Consider the following 21,224-nt stretch of genomic DNA (forward strand, 5'->3'; position numbering starts at 1 on the left):
CCTCGGAAGGGTACTGGTGTACCACTGTGTCACGCAAAGCGTCCGCCCGGACGGTGGCCGGGTCCGGCGACGGCCAGGAGGCCCGGCACCGGTCCGGCACGCACCGCTCGGTCGGCCGACGGTGCGTCCAGGGCCGCGGTCGCGCCGGCGGGGCGCGGTCGCGGGGCGCGTTCGCGGAGTGCGGTCGCGGGGTGCGGTTGTGCTCGCGTCAGCGGCCGGCGCGCCAGCCCGTCAGGAACCGGGCGCCGGCCTCGTCGTGGATCACGCCGTCGGGGGCGGTGAGCACCGGGTACGGCGTGGCCGGCACCCCGTCGGCGGGACGGACGTCGACGTGCGCGACGTCGTGGCCGTGGCCGTGCAGCCAGTCCGCCATGGCGTAGTCGCTCCGGGAGTCCCCCACGGTGCGCCAGGTGACCGGGAGCTCGCCGTCCTGCCCGAGGAGCTCGAGCGAGCGCTCGGCTCCGAGGTCCTTGCCGCTGCGGTCGGACTCGACGTCGGTCGAGATGATCGTGGGGTCGATGCGCCACTGCACGGCACCGTCGGCGTCGGGTCGGACGTCGTCGAGTCGGCGGACACCGAGCCCGCGACGCTCGAGTGCGGCCATGGCCTTCGCGTCGAACTCCGGCTGGCGGGCCAGGTAGGTGGCGTTCGGCACCTCGACGCGCTGCTCGATCGACACCATGGCGCGCTTCGTCTCGTCGAAGAACACCAGGTCGGCGTACTCGTCGCGGACCAGCTCGCGCATCTCGTCGGCGTAGTCCCGCGGCAGCGCGAGCTCTTCGGCGACCGTCAGTTCGCCCATGCCGCCGTCGTACTGCGGACCGATCGAGCACCACACGGCGCCCTTCTCGCAGACCGCGTGCACCCGCCCGCCCTCGGCGAGGCCACCGGCGAGCAGCGGGCCGACGACCTCGGAGCGGATGAACGCGTCGCTGCGCCCGGTGTTGAAGACGATCGGGATGCCCTCGGCGGCGAGCGCGACGAGGTCCGCGACGATGCTCGGGATCGCGATGGTGCGGGAGACCGGGCTGGCGATGGGCCCGTCGACGTCGAGCAGGAGACCGAGGCGGGGTGCGTTCACCCGCCCATCCTCTCGCAGTCAGCTGCTGGGCGAGACGATCCGGCTCCGGACGCGGTCGATCAGGGCTCCGAGGGCCGCCGGGGCGGGGACGTGTCCCTGCCCGGGGACCTCGGTGTACTCCGAGCCCGGGACGGCGTCGACGACGGCGCGGGCCGCACGTCGCATCCACTCGAGTCCGTCGCCACCGGCGCCGACGAGCACCGGCACACCCACGGCGGCAGCGACCCGCTCGGGCACGGCGAGGCCGTTCAGCACGCGGACCTCGCGGCTGAGCACGTGGGCGTCGACGACCAGGGAGCGCCAGAGCGACCCCTTGAGCCGCAGGGCTGTGACCTGGCCCATCGGGACCCCGAGCACCTGGGTCAGGAACCCGCGGACGGCCTGGGCTCGGCGGCCGGCACCGACGTGCTCGTCGAGCAGGTCGGCGAACACGACGTCGTCGGCGTGCGGGTCGACGGAGGCGCGGTACGGCGGTTCCCACAGGACGGCGCCGTCGACGGGCAGTCCGGTGGCGAGCCCGTGCAGGACGACACCGGCGCCGACGCAGATGCCGACGGCGGTGGTCGGTGCGCCGATGCTCTCGACGACGGCGCGCAGGTCGTCGACCTCGCGCTCGATGGCCCACGTCGCGGAGTCACCGCTGGCACCACGGCCACGGCGGTCGTAGGTCACCACGCGGTGGGTCGAGCCGAGCTCGGCGACCACGCGGGCGAGGTACGGGGTCCCCCGGTGGTCGAAGGCACCGCCCACGACGACGACCGCCGGCCCGTCCCCTGCCTCGGAGACGGCGATGGTGGTGCCGTCGGAGGAGACGACCGTTCGGTCGACTGGAGGGAGCATGGGGTCCTTTGCGAGCTGTCGACGGCGATGCGTCGGGCCTCGGGGGGGACCGTGCGGATTACCGGTCCTCCGAGTGTCGCAGGCGTGGGAGCCCGTGTCTCCCCCCGCTTCCAGGGGCAGAACCCCGTCGCTCGACACCGTGGCGGTCGCCGTGCCATGCTGGTTGAGTACACCTGTACTCAACCGATCACCGCCACTGCAACGGGGAACCATGACACTCATCGCCATCGTCGCCTGTGAGATCGCCTTCTGGGTCGCGATCCTCGGCGGCCTGACCACCCGGTACCTGCTGCGACGGCCGCGGACGGGTGCGGCGATGCTCGTCGCGGCACCCGTGATCGACGTCGTGCTGCTCGCGGTCGTCACGGTCGACCTGCTCGGCGGTGGGACCGCGTCGTGGCACCACGGACTCGCGGCGATCTACATCGGCTTCTCGGTCGCGTACGGGCATCGGATGATCGCGTGGGCGGACGTCCGGTTCACGCACCGGTTCGCCGGCGGTCCGGCACCGGAACGGCTGAGTGGACGGCGGTACACGGCCCGGTGCTGGGGCGACGTGCTGCGGACCGGGCTCGCCGTGCTGATCGCCGGCGGGATCGTCGGTGCGCTCGTCCTCGTCGTCGGCGACCCGGAGCGCACGGACGAGCTGCAGGGCACGGTCGCACTGCTCGGGGTCGTCCTGGGCGTCGAACTGCTGTGGGCGATCAGTTACACGATCTGGCCGCGCCGAGTCACCACCGCAGCCGCGGACCCGGCCGGAGCTTCGAGCCGGCCCTAGGCTGACCCGGTGCCCCGCCGTGTCGACCTCGAGGAACGGGGATCCCTGGTGGCTGCGGCCTGCCTGCGGATCCTGGAGCGGGACGGCCTCAGCGCGCTGTCCGTGCGGAACGTCGCGGACGAGGCCGGCATCGCCCCGGCGTCACTCCGCCGCGTGTTCCCGACGCAGGACGCCCTGCGCGAGCACTGCCTGACGATCATCGAGGAACGGGTCACCGCTCGGCTCGCCGCCCTGCGTTCGACGGGTCGTGCGCTCGCACTGGACGTCCTCGCCCAGGTGCTGCCGCTCGATGCCGAGCGCACGACCGAGATCCTGGCGCAGGTGCAGCTCGGCGTGCTCGCGCGCACCGACGAACACCTGGCTGCGAGTGCCCGACGCCTGAACGACGGGGTCAGCCGGGTGTGCACCCGGGCGCTGGAGATCCTGCGCGAGGACGGCAGCTTCGGCGCCGATCGCGCCCTGACCGACGAGGTGGACCGGCTGCACGCGCTCATCGACGGGCTGGCGATCGAGCACACGTGGGACCCGACGGCACGTGCGCCGGAGCGGGTCCTGGCGCTCGTCGAACTGCACGTGGACAGCCTGCGCGGCGCGATCGCCTGACGGCCGACGACGGACGACTGCCGGCTCAGCGGTCCCGGTAGACCTCGCGCCGATGCCCGGCTTCGACGACCACCACGACGAGCTTGCCGTCGTCGATCCGGTAGATCAGTCGGTAGTCCCCCGAGCGGACTCGCCACCCGGGCCGGTTCACGAGCTTGCGTGCGGCGGGTGGCCGGGGGTGCTCGGCGAGGATCGCGAGGAGCCCCTCGATCCGCCGCCGCCCGTCGAGCGGCAGCGTGCGGATGACGCGTTGCGCGGCCGGGATGACCTCGACCGAGTACGTCACCCGAGGCCGAGTTCGCGCTTGAGGTCGTCCCACTCGACGTTCTCGCCACCGATGCGGGCACTCTCGGCGACGGCTTCGTCGTAGGCGACCAGGTCGTCCAGGTCCTCTGCCGCCTCGAGCAACCGGTCGAGGACGGCCGCGTCGACCACGGCCGCGACGCGCTTGTTGCGCCGGGTCAGGTAGACGGGTTCGTGTCGGGCGTCGTCGATGATCGACGCCAGACGGCCACGGGCTTCGGAGATCGACACTTCGCTCACCTGTACATTCTAGGGCGTTTTGTACAAGTCAGACGAGTGCCGTGGTGCCGACCGACTCCCGTTCGAGCAGGGAGCGCTTGACGTCGAGCCCCCACGCGAAGCCCCCGAGCGTGCCGTCCGAGCGCAGCACCCGGTGGCACGGGACGAAGAGCGCCGGGGCGTTCCGGGCGCACACGCTCGCCGCCGCCCGCACCGCATCGGGCCGCCCCATCGCCGCCGCGAACCCGGTGTAGGTCAGAGTGCCGCCGGCGGGGATCCGGCGGAGCTGGCGCCACCCCTCGGTGAAGAGCTCGGTGCCGAACTGCCGGACCGGTACCTGCACGGCGTGCTCGACCTCGCCCGAGTAGAAGGCGTCCACGGCCTCGGCCGAGGCGACCACGCCGTCGAGCACGCGGTCGGGGCGGTGGCGATCGGCCAGGCGGGCGAGGATCCGCTCGACGGAGTCGGTCCACCCGGAGGCGAGGACCCTGCCCTCGGCGTCCTCGAGCACGGTGAACGGCCCGTCGGGGGTGTCCAGGGTCTGGATGGTTGCGTCGGTCATCGGTCGTCCTTCCGGGGGTCCTCGGGGGCACGGGCTGCACGGGCGCCGGCGGTCGCGGTCATCGCGCGGTCGATGATCGGTCGCCAGCAGTGCATCGTGAGGTAGCTCCGCCAGGGGGCCACCTGCTCCGACCATAGGGAGAGCTCGCGCGCCGTTCCGGGCAGCCCGAGTTCCTGTGCACCGTTCCGCACGGCGAGGTCGCTGTGGAGGAAGATGTCGGGGTGGTGCCGGACCCGGAGCGCGACGTAGTCGGCGGTCCACGGCCCGATGCCCTTCACCGCGAGGAGTCCGTCGCGCAGGTCACCGAGCGACTGCCCACCGTCCACCACCAGGGACCCGTCGGCGAGCGCCGCAGCCACCCGCAGGATCGTGTCGACGCGGGCGGCGGGGCCGCGCAGCACCTCGTGCCCGCGTTCGGCGATCACCGCCGCCGACGGGAAGAGCAGTCCGCCGGGCCGGATGGCGCCCGGCACCGTCGCTCCGAGTGCAGCCACGAGCCGGGTCTGCGCGGTGCGCGCCGCGGCCACCGAGACCTGCTGCCCGATCAGGGTACGGAACACGATCTCGTGCGCGTCCACCGCGCCGGGGAGCCGGAGACCGGGCACCCGCGCGACGGGGCCGGCGAGCTCGGGCACGGCTCCGAGGACGGCGTCGACGGCGACCGGGTCGGCGTCGAGGTCGAACAGCGCACGCACCCGCGCCACGAGCGCGGGCAGGTCGGAGAGGTCGGTGACCCGCACGCGCAGGTCGATCCCGGTGCCCCGCCCGGCCACGTCGGGGACGGCTGCCGACGCGCTGAACCAGCCCGGGCCTCCAGGCAGGTCGACCAGCCGACCGTACGACGTGACCCGACCGGTGGGGTCGGTGTCCACTTGCTCCGTGCCCGGCAGGGCGTGCACCGCGTGCCAGTCGAGCAGGCCCTGCGCGTCGAAGGGTGCCCGGGCCGGCAGGTGGACGTGCAGTGCGCCGTCGCCGCCGTCCGTCGCGCCGTCGCCTCGCCCGGACCGGCGTGCGCGGAGCTCCGTTGGAGTGACGGCGAAGACCTCGCGCACGGTGTCGTTGAACTGTCGGACGCTGGCGAACCCCGCGGCGAACGCGACGTCGGCGACGGGCAGGTCGGACGAGGTGAGCAGGGTCCGCGCGGTCTGCGCCCGGTGCGCCCGGCTCAGCGCCTTCGGCCCGGCGCCCAGCTCGGCCGTCATGATGCGGTTCAGCTGCCGCTCCGAGTAGCCCACGCGCGCGGCGAGCCCGGGGACGCCGTCGCGTTCGACGACACCGTCGAGGACGAGCCGCATCGCCCGGCCGGCAACGTCTTCGCGCAGGTCCCACTCGGGGCTGCCGGGGGTCGCCTCGGGCAGGCAGCGCTTGCAGGCGCGGAAGCCGGCCAGGTGCGCTGCGGCGCTCGTGCGATAGAAGGTGACACCCGAGACCCTCGGCGTGCGGGCCGGGCAGCTGGGCCGGCAGTAGATGCCGGTGGAGTGCACGGCGGTGACGAACTGGCCGTCGAAGCGCGCGTCGCGGGAGGCGACGGCGCGGTGCCGTTCGGCGTGCAGCGCGTCGGGCTGCGCGTCGGTGTCCGGGCTGGTCATGGGCTCAGCCTGACATGCGCCGCCGACGTCGACTGGCGGGAATCGGACGGAGCAGTGCACGGCCGGGAGGCCCGGCTAGCGTTGGCCGCGTGACTCTCGCAGACGACGTGGCCGGTCTCGACGACCTGCCGTTCCGGACCGAGGTCGAGGTCGCGCTGCTGCTCGTCTCACCGCGGCACCGGTACGAGGGGCGCCCGGCCGACGGCGCGCTGCCGGTGGCCGCGGACGATCCGGACGAGTCACGCGACCGGATCGAGCTGCGGGCCGGGCTGGGCATCGTCGGTGACCGGTACTTCGCGGCCCGGGCGCACGTGCACGCCTCGGTCACGGTGATCGGACTGGAGGGGCTCGAAGCCGTCGGTCAGGCAATCGGCGCCACCGTCGACCCCGCTGCGACCCGGCGGAACGTGTTCCTGCGGGGCGCCGACGTCGAGGCGCTGCGGGGCGAGCCGTTCTCGCTGGAGAGCGTGACTCCCGGCGGCAGCGAAGGTCCCGTGCGCTTCCGTGGCTACCGACCGGCGAACCCCTGCGCCTGGATGGACCACGAGGTGGCCCCCGGGGCGTTCCGGGCGATGAGGGGTCGGGGCGGGGTGCGGTGCGATCCGGAATCCGACGGCGTGCTCACCCTCGGACCCGCGGTGCTCCGCACGGCCCGCCCCGTGGCGCTCGGCTGACGCGGTCGCCGGGCGGCGAGACGCTCGTCGGCACAGTGCTCAGGCGGTGAGGGCGCTCTCGATCGCGTCGACGAACGCCGGCAGGTCGTCCGGGGTGCGGGAGGTGATGAAGCCGCCGTCGACCTGGACCTCCTGGTCGACCCACTCGGCACCGGCGTTGCGCAGGTCCGTCTGCAGCGACGGGAACGAGGTGACGGTCTTGCCGGACAGCACGCCCGCCTCGACGAGGGTCCACGGGCCGTGGCAGATCGCCGCGACCGGCTTGCTCGCCTCGGCGAAGGCCTGCACGAGCGTCGCCGCGCGGGACTCCTGGCGCAGCGTGTCGGCGTTGATCGTGCCGCCGGGGATCACGAGGGCGTCGAAGTCCTTCGCGTCGACACCGGCGATGGTGGTGTCCGGCTCGAGCGTCTGCCCCGGGTCCTTGTCGCCGACCAGCGTCTGGATCGTGCCGGTCTCCTTCGCCGCCACGGTCACCGAGGCACCGCGCTCACGCAGCTGCTCGGTGGGGACGACGATCTCGTCCTGCTCCACGCCGTAGTTCGTCGTGATGACGAGGATCTTCTTGCCGTCGAGGGTTGCCATGATCGCTCCTTCCGCGGCCCGGTCGTTCCGGCCGCACACCCGAGGGTCGTCGGGGTCGGCTGGGCAGGCCTCCAGGGGCGGCTCGGGGGTCCGGTCGGGCGGTCGCAACTCCCCGCTCACGTCCGCCGGGCGGTCACGAAGCGTCGGCTGGCGGCGGCGCAGCCGACGGTTCCTGACCACTCGGCGCAGGCCGGGCGGGGTGTCCTGACCGGCCGCCGGGGCGCCGTGGACGCGCCCACAGTCGGCCTGGAGGCACGGTGCGAGCCCGCCACGGGCCTCCAGGCCGCCGTTCCGCCGGTCGCACCCCCCCGCTCACGTCCGCCGGGCGGTCACGAAGCGTCGGCTGGCGGCGGCGCAGCCGACGGTTCCTGACCACTCGGCGCAGGCCGGGCGGGGTGTCCTGACCGGCCGCCGGGGCGCCGTGGACGCGCCCACAGTCGGCCTGGAGGCACGGTGCGGGCCCGCCACGGGCCTCCAGGCCGCCACTCGGGCGGTCGCAACCCCCCGCTCACGTCCGCCGAGCGGTCACGAAGTGTCGCCTGGCGGCGGCGCAGCCGACGGTTCCTGACCACTCGGCGCAGGTCGGGCGGGGTGTCCTGACCGACGGCAGACCGCCAGCCGGGGAGGACGGGCGCCGCGCTCAGCCGCTGATGCGGAAGGCGTCGCCGTCGCGCTCGACGGTCAGCCCGTCGTACCCGTGCACCCGGTGCAGGCCGGCCGTCACCGGGTGCTCGAGGGGACCGACGACGACCGTGGTCGCGCCGGAGGCGATGGCGGACTCCAGCCCGGCCGGGGCGTCCTCGAACGCCACGCAGTCGGTCGGGTCGACGCCGAGCAGGGCAGCTCCGCGCAGGTAGCCGTCGGGGTGGGGCTTGCCGTGCTCGACGTCCTCCGAGGGCACGAAGGCCTCGGGCACGGCGAACCCGGCGGCGGCCATCCGGCCCGCGGCGAGGTCACGCGGGGCGCTCGTCACGAGGGCCACCGGGACGCCGAGTTCGACGAGTCGCTGCACGAAGGCGACGGCTCCGGGGATCTCGAGGATGCCCTCGGTGCTCGCGGTCTCCTCGGCGACGAGCTCGGCCGCGATCCGCTGCTGCTCGGCCAGGGGCAGGTCGGGCAGGAAGCGCCGCAGGGTGTCGATCGCCTGCCGCCCGTGCGAGAACGCGAGGATCTCGTCGGGGTCGATGCCATTCGCGTGGCCGAACCGGGTCCAGGTCGCCTCGACCACCGCGGTCGAGTCGACGAGGGTCCCGTCCATGTCGAAGAGGACCCCGGACGCCACGATGTCGATCACGCGCCCGACCCTAGCCCACGGGCCCGACCGTCCCGCGGTCCGCGGTCCCGCGGTCCCGCGGTCCGCGCGCGACCGGTGTCAGCGCGCCCGGACGTACCGGGTGAGCAGCACGCCGCCGGCGCCGAGCAGCACGTGCGCCGGTCGCATCCGCCGGAGCTCGGGTGACGAGCCGCGGGCGATGCGCGGCCCCTCCCCGCCCTCGAGCGACGGGTCGATCGTCAGGGTCAGCTCGTCGACGGCGTCCGCGGCGATGAGCGCCCCGAGGAACGACGGCCCGCCCTCGCAGTGGATCATCCCGAGGCCACGGGCGGCCAACACGCCTCGGATCCGCCCGGCGTCCACCGAGTCCGGCTCGTCGTCCGCGCTGCAGGGCACGACGTCGGCGACCTCGGCGAGCGCCCGGGCCTTCGACGACGCAGCCGCGGTCGCCGACGTCAGGACGATCGGGCGCACCGGAGCCTCGGTGAACACCCGAGACCCCGGGTCGAGCGACAGCGAGCCGGTGACGATCGCGAACACGGGGTGGTCCGGCTTGCCGTGCGCCCGCCGCCAGGCGACGTCGGCGTCGTGCAGGACCATCGGCCCGTAGCCCTCGTCGCGGACGGTGCCGGCGGCGACGAGCACGACGTCGGCCACCCGCCGGAGCAGGTCGAAGACCCGCAGGTCGTCGTCGCCGCCGAGCGACCCGGACACCCCGGCAGCCGAGGCCGAACCGTCCAGCGTCGCGACGAAGTTCACCCGGAGCCAGGGGTCCCCGGCGTCGGCGGTGTAGAGCTCGAGCAGGTCGTCGTCGGACAGGTCCGCGATCGACGGGGGCAGGACGTTCACGTGTTGTGCCTCGATTCCACGGGGGTGCGCCATCCGAGCGTGGCCTCGACCATGCGCATCGCGTCGACGCTCTCGGCGACGTCGTGCATGCGGACGATCCGGGCGCCGAGCATCGCGCTCACGGTCGCCACGGCGAGCGATCCGGAGAGCCGTTCACCTCGGGGGCGTCCGAGCGACTCCCCCACGAAGTCCTTGTTCGACACCGCGGCGAGGACCGGGTAGCCGAGCGCGACGACCTCGGGCAACCGACGGGTGAGCTCGAGGGTGTGCACGGTGTTCTTGTGCAGGTCGTGGCCCGGGTCGACGATGATCCGCGACTCGGGGATGCCCGCGGCGAGCGCTCGGTCGACCCGTTCGCGCAGGAACGCGACGACCTCGCCCGCGATGTCGCCGTACTGCGGCGGTGCCGGCAGGGGCCGTCGGGGTTCCGCGAGGGAGTGCGTGATGACGACGGTGGCGTCGGAGTCGGCGACCACGGCGGCCATCCGCGGGTCGGACAGGCCGGTGGTGTCGTTGACGACGGTCGCCCCGGCTGTGATCGCCGCCGCGGCGACCTCCGGGCGGAAGGTGTCGACGCTGATGACGACGTCGGACTGCTGGGCGAGCTGCTCGACGACGGGGACGACGCGGTCGATCTCGTCGGAGGCGGGCAGTTCCGGACCGGGGGCGAACTTCACGCCGCCGATGTCGACCCAGTCGGCGCCCTGTTCGGCTGCGCGGACCGAGGCGGCGACGGCCCGGTCGAGCTCGAAGGTGGCGCCGCGGTCGTGGAACGAGTCGGGGGTGCGGTTCACGATCGCCATCACGGCGATGCGGTGGTCGAAGTCGATGGTGCGGCGGCCGAACGTCCGGACCGGGTGGCGCAGGTCCGGCACGACCCAGCCGGGGCCGGCCGTGCCGGGTCCGGCCGCGCCGTCCAGGAGGCCCGTCATGCGTCCGCCCCGGCACGCTCGTCGTGCCCGGCCTCGGTCCCACGCCCCGCGCCGATGAGCGCGATCGCCTCGGCCCGTCCCGCGGTGTCGGCCAGCGAACCGGTCGCCGCCACCGTCACGGTCGTCGAACCGGTCTGGCGCTCCCCACGCGTCGTGACGCACTGGTGCTGGGCGTCGAGGACCACCAGGACACCCTCGGCACCGAGCCCCTCGGCGATGGTCGCGGCGACCTGTTCGCCGAGCCGCTCCTGCAGCTGCGGACGGGAGGCCACCGCGTCGAGCACCCGCGCCAGCGTGCCGAGCCCGATGAGGCGGTCGCCCGGCGCGTACGCCAGGTGCGCGACCCCGAGGAACGGCAGCAGGTGGTGTTCGCAGACGGAACGGAACTTCACGTCCCGCACGATGACGAGCCGACCGCGTTCGCCGTCCTCGGCGTGCACGGTGCCGTCCCGGGCGATGGCGACCGCGTCGGTGCCGATCCCGGAGAAGAACTCGGCGTACGAGTCGGCGACCCGGGCGGGGGTGCGGGTGAGTTCCGGGCGGTCGGGATCCTCGCCGATGGCGAGCAGCAGCTCGCGGACGGCGGCCTCGACACGGGCGCGGTCCATGGGTGACGTCACCCGCTCATCCAACACCAGCCATGGCCGGAGAACGCGGGCAGACGCCCAGCGCGAGGTGCGCGATCCGCGTGGAACGGGCCTCCCGGCTGTCGCAACCTGTGAGACCGGTGTGACACGCCCGAAACCCAGCGTCCTTTAAACTCTCGTGGTGAGCGCCCCGCAGACCGACACCACGCCCCGGAACCGCTTCGCGACCGGCCTCGATCGATTCTTCTCCATCACCCAACGCGGATCGTCGATCCCCCGCGAGGTCCGCGGTGGCCTCGTCTCGTTCGTGACGATGGCGTACATCGTCATCCTGAACCCCCTCATCCTCGGCGGGTTCAGCGCCGACCAGGCCGCCAAGGACGTCAGCGGCGGATGGCTCGAGAACGCTCAGGTGGCCGCGGCGACCGGCCTCGTCGCAGGCGTCATGACCATCGCGATGGGCATCATCGCGAACCTGCCGTTCGGCATCGCCGCGGGGCTCGGGATCAACTCGTTCCTCGCCGTCAGTGTCGTGCACCAGGTCACCTGGGCCGAGGCGATGGGCCTGGTCGTCATCAACGGTGTGATCATCGTGATCCTCGCGTTGACCGGCATCCGGACGATGATCTTCACCGCCGTCCCGGCACAGCTCAAGGCCGCGATCACGGTCGGCATCGGCCTGTTCATCGCGTTCATCGGGCTCGTCGACTCCGGCTTCGTGCGGTCCTCCGGGCTCGCGTCGCCGCCGCTGCAGCTCGGCGAGGACGGCTCCGTCGGCGCCCTGCCGACCATCGTGTTCCTCATCGGCCTGATCATCATCGGCACGCTCATGGCCCGCCGGGTCAAGGGTGCGCTGCTCATCGGCATCGTCGCGACCACGATCATCGCGATCATCCTGCAGGCGATCTTCCAGGTGCCGACCTCGGTCGAATCGAAGACCGGTTGGAACCTCAACGCCCCCGGCCTGCCGAGTGCACTGTTCGCCGTGCCGGACCTGTCGCTCGTCGGCCACGCCGACGTCTTCGGTGCCTTCACCCGCATCGGCCCGCTCGCCGCGTCGATGCTCGTCTTCACCCTCGTCTTCACGAACTTCTTCGACGCCATGGGCACCATGACCGGTCTGGCCAAGGCCGCCGGTGTCGCGAAGCCGGACGGCACGTTCCCCCGCCTGAAGTCGGCGCTCGTCGTCGAGGGCGTCGGCGCGATCGCCGGTGGCGGCGCGTCGGTGTCGTCGAACACCGTCTTCATCGACTCGGCCTCCGGCATCGGCGAAGGTGCCCGCACGGGCATGGCCTCGGTCGTCACCGGCCTGCTGTTCCTGGCGTCGATGTTCCTCACGCCGCTCACCCAGGTCGTCCCGCTCGAGGTCGCCGCCGCCGGGCTCGTCGTCGTCGGTGCGCTCATGGTCGCGCAGGTCGCGGACATCTCGTGGTCGGACTTCGGCTCGGCCCTGCCGGCGTTCCTGACGATCGTCGTCATGCCGCTGACCTACTCGATCGCGAACGGCATCGGCGCCGGCTTCATCAGCTGGGTGCTCATCAAGCTGCTGTCCGGCCGTGGCCGTGAGGTCTCCTGGCTGCTCTACGTCGTCGCCGCGGGCTTCCTGCTGTACTTCGCGCGGGGGCCGCTGGAGGCACTGCTCGGCGTCGGCTGAGGCTTTGCGGCTGGGCCTTGCTGATCCGGGTCTGGCTGGACCTGGCGCAAGACGCCGTCGTGTCATCGAGACGCCGCCGAATCCGGCGGCGTCTCGACGTTTCCGGGGCGTCTTCCGCAGGACGCCGGCGTCTCCCGCAGGCCTGGAGGCCCGTGCTCAGTCCGGCAGGTCGCTCGGCGTGGCCTCGTGGTGGCGCTGGTCCTGGGAGCGACGGTCTTCCTTCATGCCCGCCTCGAACAGGTGGCGACGGCCCTGCACGAGCTCGTCCCGCGCCGTGCGCTCGAGCTCCTTGGCGAGGGCGTAGTAGCCGTCGTCGTAGTCCTCGACGATCTGGAACGTCCAGCGGCCCGCGATGACGTTGCGGCCCACGAGTTCGGTGTCGATGCGCTCGGCGAGTTCGGTGTGCCCGGCCTTCCGCAGCTGCTCGACCGCCTCACCGAGGTTCAGGTCAGCGGTGCCGGTCAGGCGGTGGAACCCGTAGAGCAGGCCGCGGGCGTGCTCGATGACCTCGACCGCGGCGGACAGGCTGCCGAGTGCCTCGACCGTGGCCTCGGACACCCCCTCGGGAACCTGGTGCTGCGCGTCGGGGCCCTGTTCGTCGTTCGTCATGGGTCCCGTCTACACGACGACTGCCGAGGCCGAGCGCAGTCACTTCGTCTGGTTGGGGTGGTGGGTGTGCACATCGGTGATGCACACCACCCGGTCATCCACGTCGACCGTGAACCAGATCCGGGCGCCGCGCTTCAGCTCGAACTGACGACGCGTCCACTCCCGGCCAGAGTGTCGAACCACACCGAGTTCCCCGCGCAGGGCGTGGCAGGACAGGTCCTCGGTCAACGGATCCGTGGTCAGCCGATCCCACGCGGCAGCGACTGCGTTCCGCTGCACCGCCACCACGTCGCGCCACCCCTGTTCCGCGCCACGTGTCCCGAAGACGATCGTGTACTCCGTCGAACGGATCGGCCGGGGGACCCCGCCGCGCCGGCCCGCCACCGCGTCAGGGCTTCTCGACGCGGATCGGCTCGGCGAGGATCTCCGGCTCTCCGGTGTCCCAGCCCGCGGCGATCGCCTCGGCACTGTTGCGCCACGCCTGCATCTCGAGCAGGAGTCTGCGCGGCTGCCGGAGCGAGAACGAGCCACGGGCGACGTCGACGATCTCCCGGGCGAAGCGCTGCTGGTCTGCGGCGCTGAGGAGCTTGATCCACGGGTACGGGATCGCCAGCCGATCGTGGAGTGGCAGTTGCTCGTTGAGCGTCACCGCGGCGATGAGCTGCGCCGCGATGTCGAGCACTGCGTCGTCGTCGTCGGATCGTTCCTTCGTGGTGAGGACGAGGGGCTTCCCGTCGCGACGGGTGACCTCGAGCGGGGCTTCCTCGGCGGCAGCGAACACCTGCTTGGCGTGGCGGGAGAGGTCAGAGGACTGCACCGACCGTCGGGATCGGGGCGGAGCGACGAGCGTCATGGATCGAGCCTATTCAGAACGTGTTCTGAATGCAACGGTCAGTTGCGACGTCGGAGGTCGACACCTACCATTCGAACACACGTTCGAACGAGGAGACCCGATGATGATCACCGACACGGCCGCCACGGTGTGGTGGGCCGAGGGCACGCCGACCCGGCTGGTGTGGGCCGGACGGCGCTGGCGGGTGAGCGACACCCCCACCCGGCTGACCGTGACGCGCGCCGAGCTGCCCACCGCGATCACCCACGCGCCCGAGCGCACCGTGGGCTGGCGGTTCCAGGCGACCAGCGACGACGACGGTGAGGCCCTGGTGGTCGACATCGTTCCGCAGGGTGCCGGCTGGGGCGTGGCCCGGACGTGGACGTGAGCGGCCCGGACCGCTACCGTCCGGACATGGACAGGTGGGTGGCGCTGCTGCGCGGCGTCAACGTGAACGGCATCACGATCCGGAGCGCTGAGCTCGCGGAGCTCTTCCGAGGGCTCGGGTTCGACGACGTCCGCACCGTGCTCGCTTCGGGCAACGTCGTGTTCTCCGCCGACGTGCCCGCCGAGCAGCTCAAGACGTCGATCGAGCAGGGGCTGCGCGACCGGTTCGGCTACGACGCCTGGATCGTGCTCGTCCGGCACGACGCCCTCGCGGCCGTGGTCGACGGGTTCCCCTTCGCGCGTGCCGACGAACGGCACGACTACGTCGTGTTCGGGTCCGACGACGGTGCGCTCGACGCGTTGGTCGCGGACCTCGAACTCGACGAGTCGGTCGAGCGGGTCGCCCGTGGGAACGGGGTCGTCTACTGGTCGTGTCCGAAGGGGTCGAGTACCGACACGATGTTCGCCAAGCGGGCCGCCGCCGCCCGCTTCAAGCGCACGACGACGACCCGCAACACGAACACCCTGCGGAAGCTCCTGTGATGCTCGGCACACTGCACCACGTCGAGCTCCGCACCGCCGACCTCGACGCCGCCGCCGGGTCCTGGGGCTGGCTGCTCGGTGAACTCGGCTACGAACCGTTCCAGCAGTGGGACCACGGCCGGAGCTGGCGGCTCGGCCCGTTGTACGTCGTCCTCGAATCAGCGCCACTGGACGGCGACCACGACCGGCGCCGCCCGGGGCTCAGCCACCTGGCGTTCCACGCCGGTACTGCCGAGACGGTGGAGCAACTCTGGGCCGAGGCTCCCGGTCACGGCTGGGCACGCCTGTACGAGGACCGACACCCGTTCGCCGGTGGCCCGGAGCACCACGCGGCCTTCCTCGAGGACGCCGAGCGGTTCAAGGTCGAGCTCGTCGCCAGCTGACGGTGCCGCCGGGGCCGGGGTGGCTCAGGCCTGCGGCGGCTGCCCGTTGCTCGCCATCGTGCCGCCGTCCACCGGCAGGACCGCGCCCGTGATGAACGAGGCCGCGTCGCTGGCCAGGAACAGGATCGCCTCGGCGACCTCGGCAGAGCGACCCCCGCGGCCGAGGGCGATGCGCTCGGTGAACTTCGACTGCAGGGCCTCGTCCTCCGCCTGCTCCTGGGTCAGGTCGGTCCAGATGAGTCCCGGAGCGACGGCGTTCACGCGCACGCCGAACTGCCCGTTGTCGAGGGCAGCGGCCTTGGTGAAGTTCGTCACGCCACCCTTCGCCGCGTTGTAGGGGCTCATCCGCCAGTCGGCGTCCTCACCGGAGACCGACGACGTGTTGACGATCGACCCCTTCGTCTCGCGCAGGAACGGCAGGGCCGCCCGGGTGCCGTAGAACACACCGGACAGGTCGGTCTCGATGACCCGGCGCCACTCGGCCGTGCTGATGTCGGTGATGTCGCCCGAGCTGAAGGTCCCGGCGTTGTTCACCAGGACGTCGAGCCGGTCGAAGCGGTCGATCGCCGCCGAGACGACGGTCTCCCAGTCCTCCGGGCTCGCCACGTCGGCGTGCAGGGCGACGACCCGGTGCGTCGGTAGGGAGTCACCCACCGCGCGGACCTTCTCCTCGACGCTGTCGGTCAGCACGACCGATGCGCCCTCGTCGATGAACGCCCGCACCGTCGCCTCGCCGATGCCGGCCCCCGCGCCCGTGACGATCGCGACCTTGCCCTCGAACCGGTTGCCCATGATGTCTCCTCTCGTTGCACGAACCGTGCCCGGGGAGACGCCATCGACCCGAGGGGCACGGCAGACCACGGTGCCCCGGGCCGACTGGACGCGTTCGGAGGCGCCGGCAACGTCCCGGGAACACAGGTCGCCCCGGCTCCGCGAGGCGGAACCGGGGCGACGTGCGACTGCGGCGCAGGGCAGTGCAGCGCAGGAACTGGCGTCAGCCGGTCGAGTCGTCGAGGTCGAAGTCGCGCCCCAGGGAGATCGTCGGGATCGACGCGGTGATGACCGAGCCGTCCGCACGCAGCGTGCCCTGGATGTCGCTCGTGGTCGGGGCGTGCCCGGACATGCGCGGCCCGTGGTGCGGCAGCGGCACCACGGTGGGCTCCCCCGCCTCGATGTCCCACTGCTGGTTGTGCACCCACACCGTGAAGCCCGAACCGGTCTCGACCGTGAGCGTCATGGCTTCCTGCTCCAGGTCCACCCGGACCCGCGATCCGCGCACCGTCAGACGGTAGGACAGACGGTCCCAGTGCTTCGGCAGCCGCGGGTTGAAGGTCATCCGACCACCGTGGTCGCGCATGCCACCGAACCCGTTGACGAGGGCGCCCCAGATGCCACCGGTCGACGCGATGTGCACGCCGTCCGAGGTGTTGCCGTGCAGGTCCGCCAGGTCGACGTAGAGCGCGGTCTGGAAGTACTGGTCGGCGAGGTCGTGGTACCCGACCTCGGCCGCCATGATCGACTGGACGACCGCGGACAGCGTCGAGTCACCGGTGGTGAGTGCGTCGTAGTAGTCGAAGTCGCGACGCTTCTCGGCCGCCGTGAACTCGTGCCCCTGCAGGAACAGCGCGAGCACGACGTCGGCCTGCTTGAGCACCTGGAACCGGTAGATCACCAGCGGGTGGTAGTGGAGCAGCAGCGGGCGCTTGGACTCAGGGGTGTTCTCGAGGTCCCAGAGTTCCTTGTCGAGGAACTGGGCGTCCTGCGGGTGGATGCCGCGGTGCGGGTCGAACGGGATCTCCATCGACTCGGCGGCGTGCTCCCACTCGACGAGCTCGTCCGGCTGCAGACCGGTCCGGCGCACCATGCGGTCGTACTCTTCGGCGTCGTCGGCGGCGAGCTCGCGGCAGGCGTTGACGGCGAACCACAGGTTCGCCCGCGCCATGACGTTCGTGTACAGGTTGTCGTCGACGACGGTCGTGTACTCGTCCGGCCCGGTGACGCCGTCGATGTGGAACTTCTTGTCACCGTTGGACCGCCAGAACCCGAGGTCGGCCCAGAGCCGGGCGGTCTCGACGAGCACGTCGATGGCGCCGCGCTTCAGGAACTCGCGGTCGCCCGAGGCCCGCACGTACTGCATGAGCGCATGCGAGATGTCGGCGTCGATGTGGTACTGCGCGGTGCCGGCGGCGTAGTACGCGCTGGACTCTTCACCGTTGATCGTCCGCCACGGGAACAGGGCGCCGCGCTGGTTCAGCTCGCGGGCCCGAGCCCGGGCCGCGTCGAGCATGTTGTAGCGGAAGCGCAGGGCGTTCCGGGCGACGATCGGCGCCGTGTACGACAGGAACGGCAGGACGTAGATCTCCATGTCCCAGAAGTAGTGGCCGCCGTAGCCGGACCCGGTGACGCCCTTCGCGGCGATGCCGTGGCCGTCGGTGCGGGCGGTGGCCTGCGCGAGCTGGAAGAGGTTCCAGCGGACGGCCTGCTGGATCGCGGGCTGACCGGCGATCTCGACGTCGCTGCGGGCCCAGTAGTCGTCGAGCCACTCGCGCTGCTTCGCGAAGGTCTCGTCGACGTTCTCGGCGTGCGCGCGGTCGAGCGTGCGGTCGCACCGGTCGGCGAGCTCGCGCACGGGCACCCCGCGGGAGGTGTGGTAGACCACGTGCTTCACGAGCCGGATGGGCTGACCGGCGCGGGCCTGCACCCGGTAGACGTGCTTCGCCAGGTCGTCCTCGATCGAGGAGGACTCGTCCCAGCTGTTCTCGGTCTCGATGTGGTGCTCGACGCCGACGCAGATCGTCATGCCGGAGCTGGACGCCTGGTACCCGAGGACCGAACGGCCGCCGGTGCTGCGCTTGAGCTTCGGCACGAGCACCCGCTCGGTGAACGACTCGGCCTTGCGCGGGTCGAAGGCGTTCGCCGCAGCCCGCATGCCCGCGTGGTACTCGTCCTGCACGTCCTGGCGGTTGAGGATCTGGCTGGACAGCAGGATCGAGGCGTCCGCGTCGAGCACGGTGACCTCGTAGTCGATGACGGCGAGGTGCCGGTCGGTGAACGACACGAGTCGACGTGCTCGGATGAGCACCCGCTTGCCGGACGGCGTCGACCACTCGGTCTCGCGGAACAGGTAGCCGCCGCGGAACTCCAGCCGACGCGTGTGCCGGAGGATGTCGGCTTCGGCCAGCACGAGCGGCTCGTCGTCGACGTAGAGGCGGATGACCTTGGCGTCGGGCGCGTTGATGATCGTCTGCCCGGTCTTCGCGAACCCGAAGGCGTCTTCCGCGTGCCGGATCGGCCAGGTCTCGTGGAACCCGTTGATGTACGTGCCGTACTGCACGCCGCCACGGCCTTCGTCGAGGTTCCCGCGCAGGCCGAGGTACCCGTTGCCGACGGCGAAGTTCGTCTCGGCGACGCCCTGCTCGTCGGGGGTGTACTCGGTCTCGACGAGGGCCCACTCGTCGATCGGGTAGCGGACGCGGTCGAGGGGGTCCGAGGTGATGGGGTTCATGCTGCTCCGTGGGAAGGGAGGGAGATGGGTGCGTCGGTGCGGCCGGCAGCCAGGGAGCGTCCGGCCGGGTGGCCTACGTCGTGCTGGTGGCCGGTGCGGGCAGCTCGTCGATGAGTTCGGCGAGGTCGGACACGACGACGTCGGCGCCGTGCTCGCGCAGGGCGTCCGCCCCAGCGCCGCGGTCGACACCGACGACGAGACCGAACGAACCGTTGCGGCCGGCTTCGACCCCGCTGGTGGCGTCCTCGACCACGACGCACTCGGCGGCGGTGAGTCCGAACCGGGTCGCCGCGTCGAGGTAGGTGTCGGGAGCGGGCTTGCCGGTCAGGCCGTCCTGGCGCGCGACGAGCCCGTCGACGACGACCGGGAACCGGTCGAGGATGCCCGCCGTCCGGAGCACCGAGGTGGCGTTCGCCGAGCTCGAGACGACCGCGACGGACAGGCCGGCGGAGATCGCGGCGGTCAGGAACCGGAGCGAACCCGGGTAGGGCTCGACGCCGTGCTCGTCGAGCTCGGCGGTGAACTCCGCGTTCTTCCGGTTGCCGAGCCCGCACACCGTGTCGGTGTCGGGCGCGTCGTCGGGGGTGCCCTGCGGCAGGTCGATGCCGCGCGACTCGAGCAACGAGCGCACGCCGTCGTAGCGGGGCTTGCCGTCGATGTAGGTGAAGTAGTCCTGCTCGGTGTACGGCGCGACCCCGTGTGCTTCGAGGTACGGCGTGAACAGTCGGCTCCAGGCCCGCATGTGGACGTCGGCGGTCGGGGTGAGCACGCCGTCGAGGTCGAACAGGAGTGCGCGCTGGTCACTGAGTCGCGCGGGCGTGCGCTGGTCCTGCGTCGTCATCTGCGGTCCTCCGGGGACTGGTGGTGGACGTGTGGCTCCCGACGAGTCTAGGACCGCTCCAGTCGGCACGTCCGGAGGCGCTGCGCCCTGTGGAGGGTGTTCACCCGCACCTCGGTGTGGAGGAGCACGGTGACCACGATCCACCTGTGAGTGCTCGGAGACACGCACCGGCACGCTGACCCGGACGAAAGGCACCACCATGACCAGCGACACCACGGCCGCACCCCACGACGGCACGCAGTCGAAGCTCCGCCAGGCGATCTCCGGCCCGCTGCTGTTCCTCTTCATCCTCGGCGACGTGCTCGGCGCCGGCATCTACGCCCTGATGGGGACGCTGGCGAAGGACGTCGGCGGTGCGCTCTGGGCACCGCTGGTGCTCGCGCTCCTGCTGGCACTGCTCACGGCGGGCTCCTACGCCGAACTCGTGACGAAGTACCCGAAGGCCGGCGGTGCCGCGGTCTTCGCCGAACGCGCCTACAAGGCGCCCATCGTCTCGTTCCTGGTCGGGTTCAGCATGCTCGCCGCCGGCGTCACGAGCGCCGCCGGTCTGTCGCTCGCCTTCGCCGGCGACTACCTCGGCACGTTCGTCGACCTGCCGCCCGTGCCCACCGCGATCGTCTTCCTCGCCCTGATCGCCTGCCTGAACGCCCGCGGCATCTCCGACTCGCTCAAGAGCAACGTCGTGATGACGATCATCGAGGTCTCCGGCCTCGTCATCGTGATCGTCGTCGTGGCCGTGATGCTCGGCGGTGGCGGCGGTGACGTCTCCCGGATCGGCGCGTTCCCGTCCGAGGCGAACCCGGCCCTGGCGACCCTGAGCGCCGCGATCGTCGCCTACTACTCGTTCGTCGGCTTCGAGACGTCCGCCAACATCGCGGAGGAGGTCCGCGAACCCAGCCGTGTCTACCCCAAGGCCCTGTTCGGTGCCCTCGCGACCGCCGGCGTCGTCTACGTCCTCGTCGCCCTCGCCAGCGCGATCGCCCTGCCCGCTTCGGAGCTGTCCGAGTCCAGCGGCCCGCTGCTCGCGGTCGTCTCCGCCACCGGCGTCCCGATCCCCGACTGGGTCTTCAGCCTCATCGCCCTGGTCGCCGTCGCGAACGGCGCGCTCCTCACGATGATCATGTCGAGCCGCGTGACCTACGGGATGGCCGAGCAGCGGCTCCTGCCCGCTCTGCTCGCGAAGGTCCTGCCGAACCGGAAGACCCCGTGGACCGCGATCATCGCCACCACGGTCGTCGCGATGCTCCTCACCCTGGTCGGCGACGTGGGTGTGCTGGCGGAGACCGTCGTGCTCCTGCTCCTCTTCGTGTTCATCAGCACGAACGTCGCCGTCCTGGTGCTCCGCCGCGACCACGTCGAGCACGACCACTTCAAGGTCTGGACCTTCGTCCCGGTGCTCGGGGTGCTGTCGTGCATCCTGCTGCTGACGCAGCAGAGCGGGCAGGTCTGGCTCTACGCCGCGATCCTGCTCGCCGTCGGCGTGGTCCTGTACTTCGTCGCCCGGTTCACCGGGCGCCGTTCCGGACGCGACCACGAGGCGGGCCGGATCCACTGACGTTGCGCACCACGGGCCTCCAGGCAGACCGTCTGGAGGCCCG

At 71.9% G+C, this 21,224-nt stretch carries 25 protein-coding genes; 8 read left to right on the forward strand and 17 right to left on the reverse strand.

The window, feature by feature from the left end; genetic code table 11:
- Positions 1-208: 208 nt before the first annotated feature.
- Positions 209-1,081 carry an HAD family hydrolase gene (locus DEJ29_RS17160; protein WP_111094793.1) on the reverse strand — a complete coding sequence of 291 codons (873 nt, stop codon included), beginning with the start codon at positions 1,079-1,081 and terminating at the stop codon, positions 209-211.
- Between the two features lie 18 nt (positions 1,082-1,099).
- Positions 1,100-1,921, reverse strand: a complete 822-nt coding sequence (locus DEJ29_RS17165; protein WP_111094792.1) for an alpha/beta fold hydrolase — start codon at positions 1,919-1,921, stop codon at positions 1,100-1,102.
- Between the two features lie 211 nt (positions 1,922-2,132).
- Here DEJ29_RS17165 and DEJ29_RS17170 point away from each other — a divergent pair, with 211 nt between their 5' ends.
- Both DEJ29_RS17170 and DEJ29_RS17175 read left to right on the forward strand, forming a co-directional pair.
- Positions 2,133-2,699, forward strand: a complete 567-nt coding sequence (locus DEJ29_RS17170) for a hypothetical protein (protein WP_111094791.1) — start codon at positions 2,133-2,135, stop codon at positions 2,697-2,699.
- Positions 2,700-2,708: 9 nt separating this feature from the next.
- Positions 2,709-3,302: a TetR/AcrR family transcriptional regulator gene (locus DEJ29_RS17175; RefSeq protein WP_111094790.1), complete on the forward strand. Its 594-nt coding sequence runs from the start codon at positions 2,709-2,711 to the stop codon at positions 3,300-3,302.
- A gap of 25 nt (positions 3,303-3,327) precedes the next feature.
- On the opposite strand, the gene DEJ29_RS17180 is transcribed toward DEJ29_RS17175, so the two are convergent.
- The 4 genes from DEJ29_RS17180 to DEJ29_RS17195 are packed head-to-tail and all read right to left on the reverse strand — an operon-like array spanning position 3,328 to position 5,975.
- On the reverse strand, positions 3,328-3,588 hold the full coding sequence (locus DEJ29_RS17180; RefSeq protein ID WP_111094789.1) for a type II toxin-antitoxin system RelE family toxin: 261 nt from the start codon (positions 3,586-3,588) through the stop codon (positions 3,328-3,330).
- Positions 3,585-3,845 (reverse strand): type II toxin-antitoxin system prevent-host-death family antitoxin, encoded by a 261-nt coding sequence (locus DEJ29_RS17185; protein WP_258375928.1) that lies wholly within the window; start codon positions 3,843-3,845, stop codon positions 3,585-3,587. The genes DEJ29_RS17180 and DEJ29_RS17185 overlap by 4 nt, the downstream gene beginning before the upstream one ends.
- A 28-nt stretch (positions 3,846-3,873) precedes the next feature.
- The gene (locus DEJ29_RS17190; protein WP_111094787.1) at positions 3,874-4,386 is read right to left on the reverse strand and encodes a methylated-DNA--[protein]-cysteine S-methyltransferase; all 513 of its coding nucleotides are present in this window, start codon (positions 4,384-4,386) and stop codon (positions 3,874-3,876) included.
- Positions 4,383-5,975, reverse strand: a complete 1,593-nt coding sequence (locus tag DEJ29_RS17195) for an AlkA N-terminal domain-containing protein (protein ID WP_111094786.1) — start codon at positions 5,973-5,975, stop codon at positions 4,383-4,385. The genes DEJ29_RS17190 and DEJ29_RS17195 overlap by 4 nt, the downstream gene beginning before the upstream one ends.
- A gap of 89 nt (positions 5,976-6,064) precedes the next feature.
- On the opposite strand from DEJ29_RS17195, the gene DEJ29_RS17200 reads away from it, so the two are divergent.
- Entirely contained in the window at positions 6,065-6,649 is a 585-nt protein-coding gene (locus DEJ29_RS17200) for a molybdenum cofactor biosysynthesis protein (protein WP_258375927.1), read from the forward strand.
- A 39-nt stretch (positions 6,650-6,688) separates the two neighbouring features.
- Here the strand turns inward: DEJ29_RS17200 and DEJ29_RS17205 are convergent, their stop codons facing one another.
- The 5 genes from DEJ29_RS17205 to folE form a co-directional block, all read right to left on the reverse strand.
- Positions 6,689-7,231, reverse strand: coding sequence for a type 1 glutamine amidotransferase domain-containing protein (locus tag DEJ29_RS17205; protein ID WP_071245566.1), 543 nt, complete (start codon positions 7,229-7,231; stop codon positions 6,689-6,691).
- A gap of 640 nt (positions 7,232-7,871) precedes the next feature.
- On the reverse strand, positions 7,872-8,525 hold the full coding sequence (locus tag DEJ29_RS17210) for an HAD-IA family hydrolase (RefSeq protein WP_111094030.1): 654 nt from the start codon (positions 8,523-8,525) through the stop codon (positions 7,872-7,874).
- Positions 8,526-8,603: 78 nt separating this feature from the next.
- A complete protein-coding gene (locus tag DEJ29_RS17215) occupies positions 8,604-9,353 on the reverse strand; it encodes a pyrimidine reductase family protein (protein WP_258375871.1) in 750 nt (249 codons plus the stop codon).
- Entirely contained in the window at positions 9,350-10,285 is a 936-nt protein-coding gene (gene folP / locus DEJ29_RS17220; RefSeq protein ID WP_111094032.1) for a dihydropteroate synthase, read from the reverse strand. The genes DEJ29_RS17215 and folP overlap by 4 nt, the downstream gene beginning before the upstream one ends.
- Positions 10,282-10,893, reverse strand: a complete 612-nt coding sequence (folE, locus tag DEJ29_RS17225) for a GTP cyclohydrolase I (RefSeq protein WP_110863256.1) — start codon at positions 10,891-10,893, stop codon at positions 10,282-10,284. Before folE ends, folP begins: the two co-directional genes overlap by 4 nt.
- A gap of 157 nt (positions 10,894-11,050) precedes the next feature.
- Between folE and DEJ29_RS17230 the strand changes: the two genes are divergently transcribed.
- A complete protein-coding gene (locus DEJ29_RS17230) occupies positions 11,051-12,526 on the forward strand; it encodes an NCS2 family permease (protein ID WP_110863257.1) in 1,476 nt (491 codons plus the stop codon).
- Positions 12,527-12,682: 156 nt separating this feature from the next.
- Here the strand turns inward: DEJ29_RS17230 and DEJ29_RS17235 are convergent, their stop codons facing one another.
- From DEJ29_RS17235 to DEJ29_RS17245, 3 genes are read right to left on the reverse strand one after another with little or no spacing between them, the layout of a single operon-like run.
- The gene (locus DEJ29_RS17235) at positions 12,683-13,135 is read right to left on the reverse strand and encodes a hypothetical protein (RefSeq protein ID WP_111094033.1); all 453 of its coding nucleotides are present in this window, start codon (positions 13,133-13,135) and stop codon (positions 12,683-12,685) included.
- 39 nt (positions 13,136-13,174) lie between these two features.
- Positions 13,175-13,519 carry a hypothetical protein gene (locus DEJ29_RS17240; RefSeq protein WP_027466784.1) on the reverse strand — a complete coding sequence of 115 codons (345 nt, stop codon included), beginning with the start codon at positions 13,517-13,519 and terminating at the stop codon, positions 13,175-13,177.
- A gap of 4 nt (positions 13,520-13,523) precedes the next feature.
- Positions 13,524-13,988 (reverse strand): hypothetical protein, encoded by a 465-nt coding sequence (locus DEJ29_RS17245; RefSeq protein WP_027466785.1) that lies wholly within the window; start codon positions 13,986-13,988, stop codon positions 13,524-13,526.
- 100 nt (positions 13,989-14,088) lie between these two features.
- Here DEJ29_RS17245 and DEJ29_RS17250 point away from each other — a divergent pair, with 100 nt between their 5' ends.
- The 3 genes from DEJ29_RS17250 to DEJ29_RS17260 are packed head-to-tail and all read left to right on the forward strand — an operon-like array spanning position 14,089 to position 15,280.
- The gene (locus DEJ29_RS17250; protein ID WP_035809269.1) at positions 14,089-14,355 is read left to right on the forward strand and encodes a hypothetical protein; all 267 of its coding nucleotides are present in this window, start codon (positions 14,089-14,091) and stop codon (positions 14,353-14,355) included.
- 26 nt (positions 14,356-14,381) lie between these two features.
- Entirely contained in the window at positions 14,382-14,897 is a 516-nt protein-coding gene (locus DEJ29_RS17255) for a DUF1697 domain-containing protein (RefSeq protein WP_111094183.1), read from the forward strand.
- Positions 14,897-15,280, forward strand: coding sequence for a VOC family protein (locus DEJ29_RS17260; RefSeq protein WP_111094034.1), 384 nt, complete (start codon positions 14,897-14,899; stop codon positions 15,278-15,280). Before DEJ29_RS17255 ends, DEJ29_RS17260 begins: the two co-directional genes overlap by 1 nt.
- 24 nt (positions 15,281-15,304) lie before the next feature.
- On the opposite strand, the gene budC is transcribed toward DEJ29_RS17260, so the two are convergent.
- From budC to DEJ29_RS17275, 3 genes are all read right to left on the reverse strand, one after another.
- Positions 15,305-16,072 (reverse strand): meso-2,3-butanediol dehydrogenase, encoded by a 768-nt coding sequence (gene budC, locus DEJ29_RS17265; RefSeq protein ID WP_111094035.1) that lies wholly within the window; start codon positions 16,070-16,072, stop codon positions 15,305-15,307.
- 202 nt (positions 16,073-16,274) lie between these two features.
- Positions 16,275-18,785 (reverse strand): glycoside hydrolase family 65 protein, encoded by a 2,511-nt coding sequence (locus DEJ29_RS17270; protein ID WP_111094036.1) that lies wholly within the window; start codon positions 18,783-18,785, stop codon positions 16,275-16,277.
- Between the two features lie 73 nt (positions 18,786-18,858).
- Positions 18,859-19,626 (reverse strand): HAD family hydrolase, encoded by a 768-nt coding sequence (locus tag DEJ29_RS17275; protein ID WP_111094037.1) that lies wholly within the window; start codon positions 19,624-19,626, stop codon positions 18,859-18,861.
- A 199-nt stretch (positions 19,627-19,825) separates the two neighbouring features.
- Between DEJ29_RS17275 and DEJ29_RS17280 the strand changes: the two genes are divergently transcribed.
- Positions 19,826-21,181: an APC family permease gene (locus DEJ29_RS17280; protein ID WP_111094038.1), complete on the forward strand. Its 1,356-nt coding sequence runs from the start codon at positions 19,826-19,828 to the stop codon at positions 21,179-21,181.
- The last annotated feature ends 43 nt before the right edge of the window (positions 21,182-21,224 follow it).

The organism is Curtobacterium sp. MCPF17_021, from assembly GCF_003234605.2.
GTDB classification, from domain to species: Bacteria; Actinomycetota; Actinomycetes; order Actinomycetales; family Microbacteriaceae; genus Curtobacterium; species Curtobacterium flaccumfaciens.

Bases quoted from the DNA above. Each gene is read 5' to 3' on its own strand.
- DEJ29_RS17165 (WP_111094792.1), bottom strand. From the start codon at position 1,921: ATGCTCCCTCCAGTCGACCGAACGGTCGTCTCCTCCGACGGCACCACC.
- DEJ29_RS17170 (WP_111094791.1), top strand. From the start codon at position 2,133: ATGACACTCATCGCCATCGTCGCCTGTGAGATCGCCTTCTGGGTCGCG.
- DEJ29_RS17190 (WP_111094787.1), bottom strand. From the start codon at position 4,386: ATGACCGACGCAACCATCCAGACCCTGGACACCCCCGACGGGCCGTTC.
- DEJ29_RS17195 (WP_111094786.1), bottom strand. From the start codon at position 5,975: ATGACCAGCCCGGACACCGACGCGCAGCCCGACGCGCTGCACGCCGAA.
- DEJ29_RS17205 (WP_071245566.1), bottom strand. From the start codon at position 7,231: ATGGCAACCCTCGACGGCAAGAAGATCCTCGTCATCACGACGAACTAC.
- folP (WP_111094032.1), bottom strand. From the start codon at position 10,285: ATGACGGGCCTCCTGGACGGCGCGGCCGGACCCGGCACGGCCGGCCCC.
- folE (WP_110863256.1), bottom strand. From the start codon at position 10,893: ATGGACCGCGCCCGTGTCGAGGCCGCCGTCCGCGAGCTGCTGCTCGCC.
- DEJ29_RS17235 (WP_111094033.1), bottom strand. From the start codon at position 13,135: ATGACGAACGACGAACAGGGCCCCGACGCGCAGCACCAGGTTCCCGAG.
- DEJ29_RS17245 (WP_027466785.1), bottom strand. From the start codon at position 13,988: ATGACGCTCGTCGCTCCGCCCCGATCCCGACGGTCGGTGCAGTCCTCT.
- DEJ29_RS17250 (WP_035809269.1), top strand. From the start codon at position 14,089: ATGATGATCACCGACACGGCCGCCACGGTGTGGTGGGCCGAGGGCACG.
- DEJ29_RS17255 (WP_111094183.1), top strand. From the start codon at position 14,382: ATGGACAGGTGGGTGGCGCTGCTGCGCGGCGTCAACGTGAACGGCATC.
- DEJ29_RS17260 (WP_111094034.1), top strand. From the start codon at position 14,897: ATGCTCGGCACACTGCACCACGTCGAGCTCCGCACCGCCGACCTCGAC.
- budC (WP_111094035.1), bottom strand. From the start codon at position 16,072: ATGGGCAACCGGTTCGAGGGCAAGGTCGCGATCGTCACGGGCGCGGGG.
- DEJ29_RS17270 (WP_111094036.1), bottom strand. From the start codon at position 18,785: ATGAACCCCATCACCTCGGACCCCCTCGACCGCGTCCGCTACCCGATC.
- DEJ29_RS17275 (WP_111094037.1), bottom strand. From the start codon at position 19,626: ATGACGACGCAGGACCAGCGCACGCCCGCGCGACTCAGTGACCAGCGC.
- DEJ29_RS17280 (WP_111094038.1), top strand. From the start codon at position 19,826: ATGACCAGCGACACCACGGCCGCACCCCACGACGGCACGCAGTCGAAG.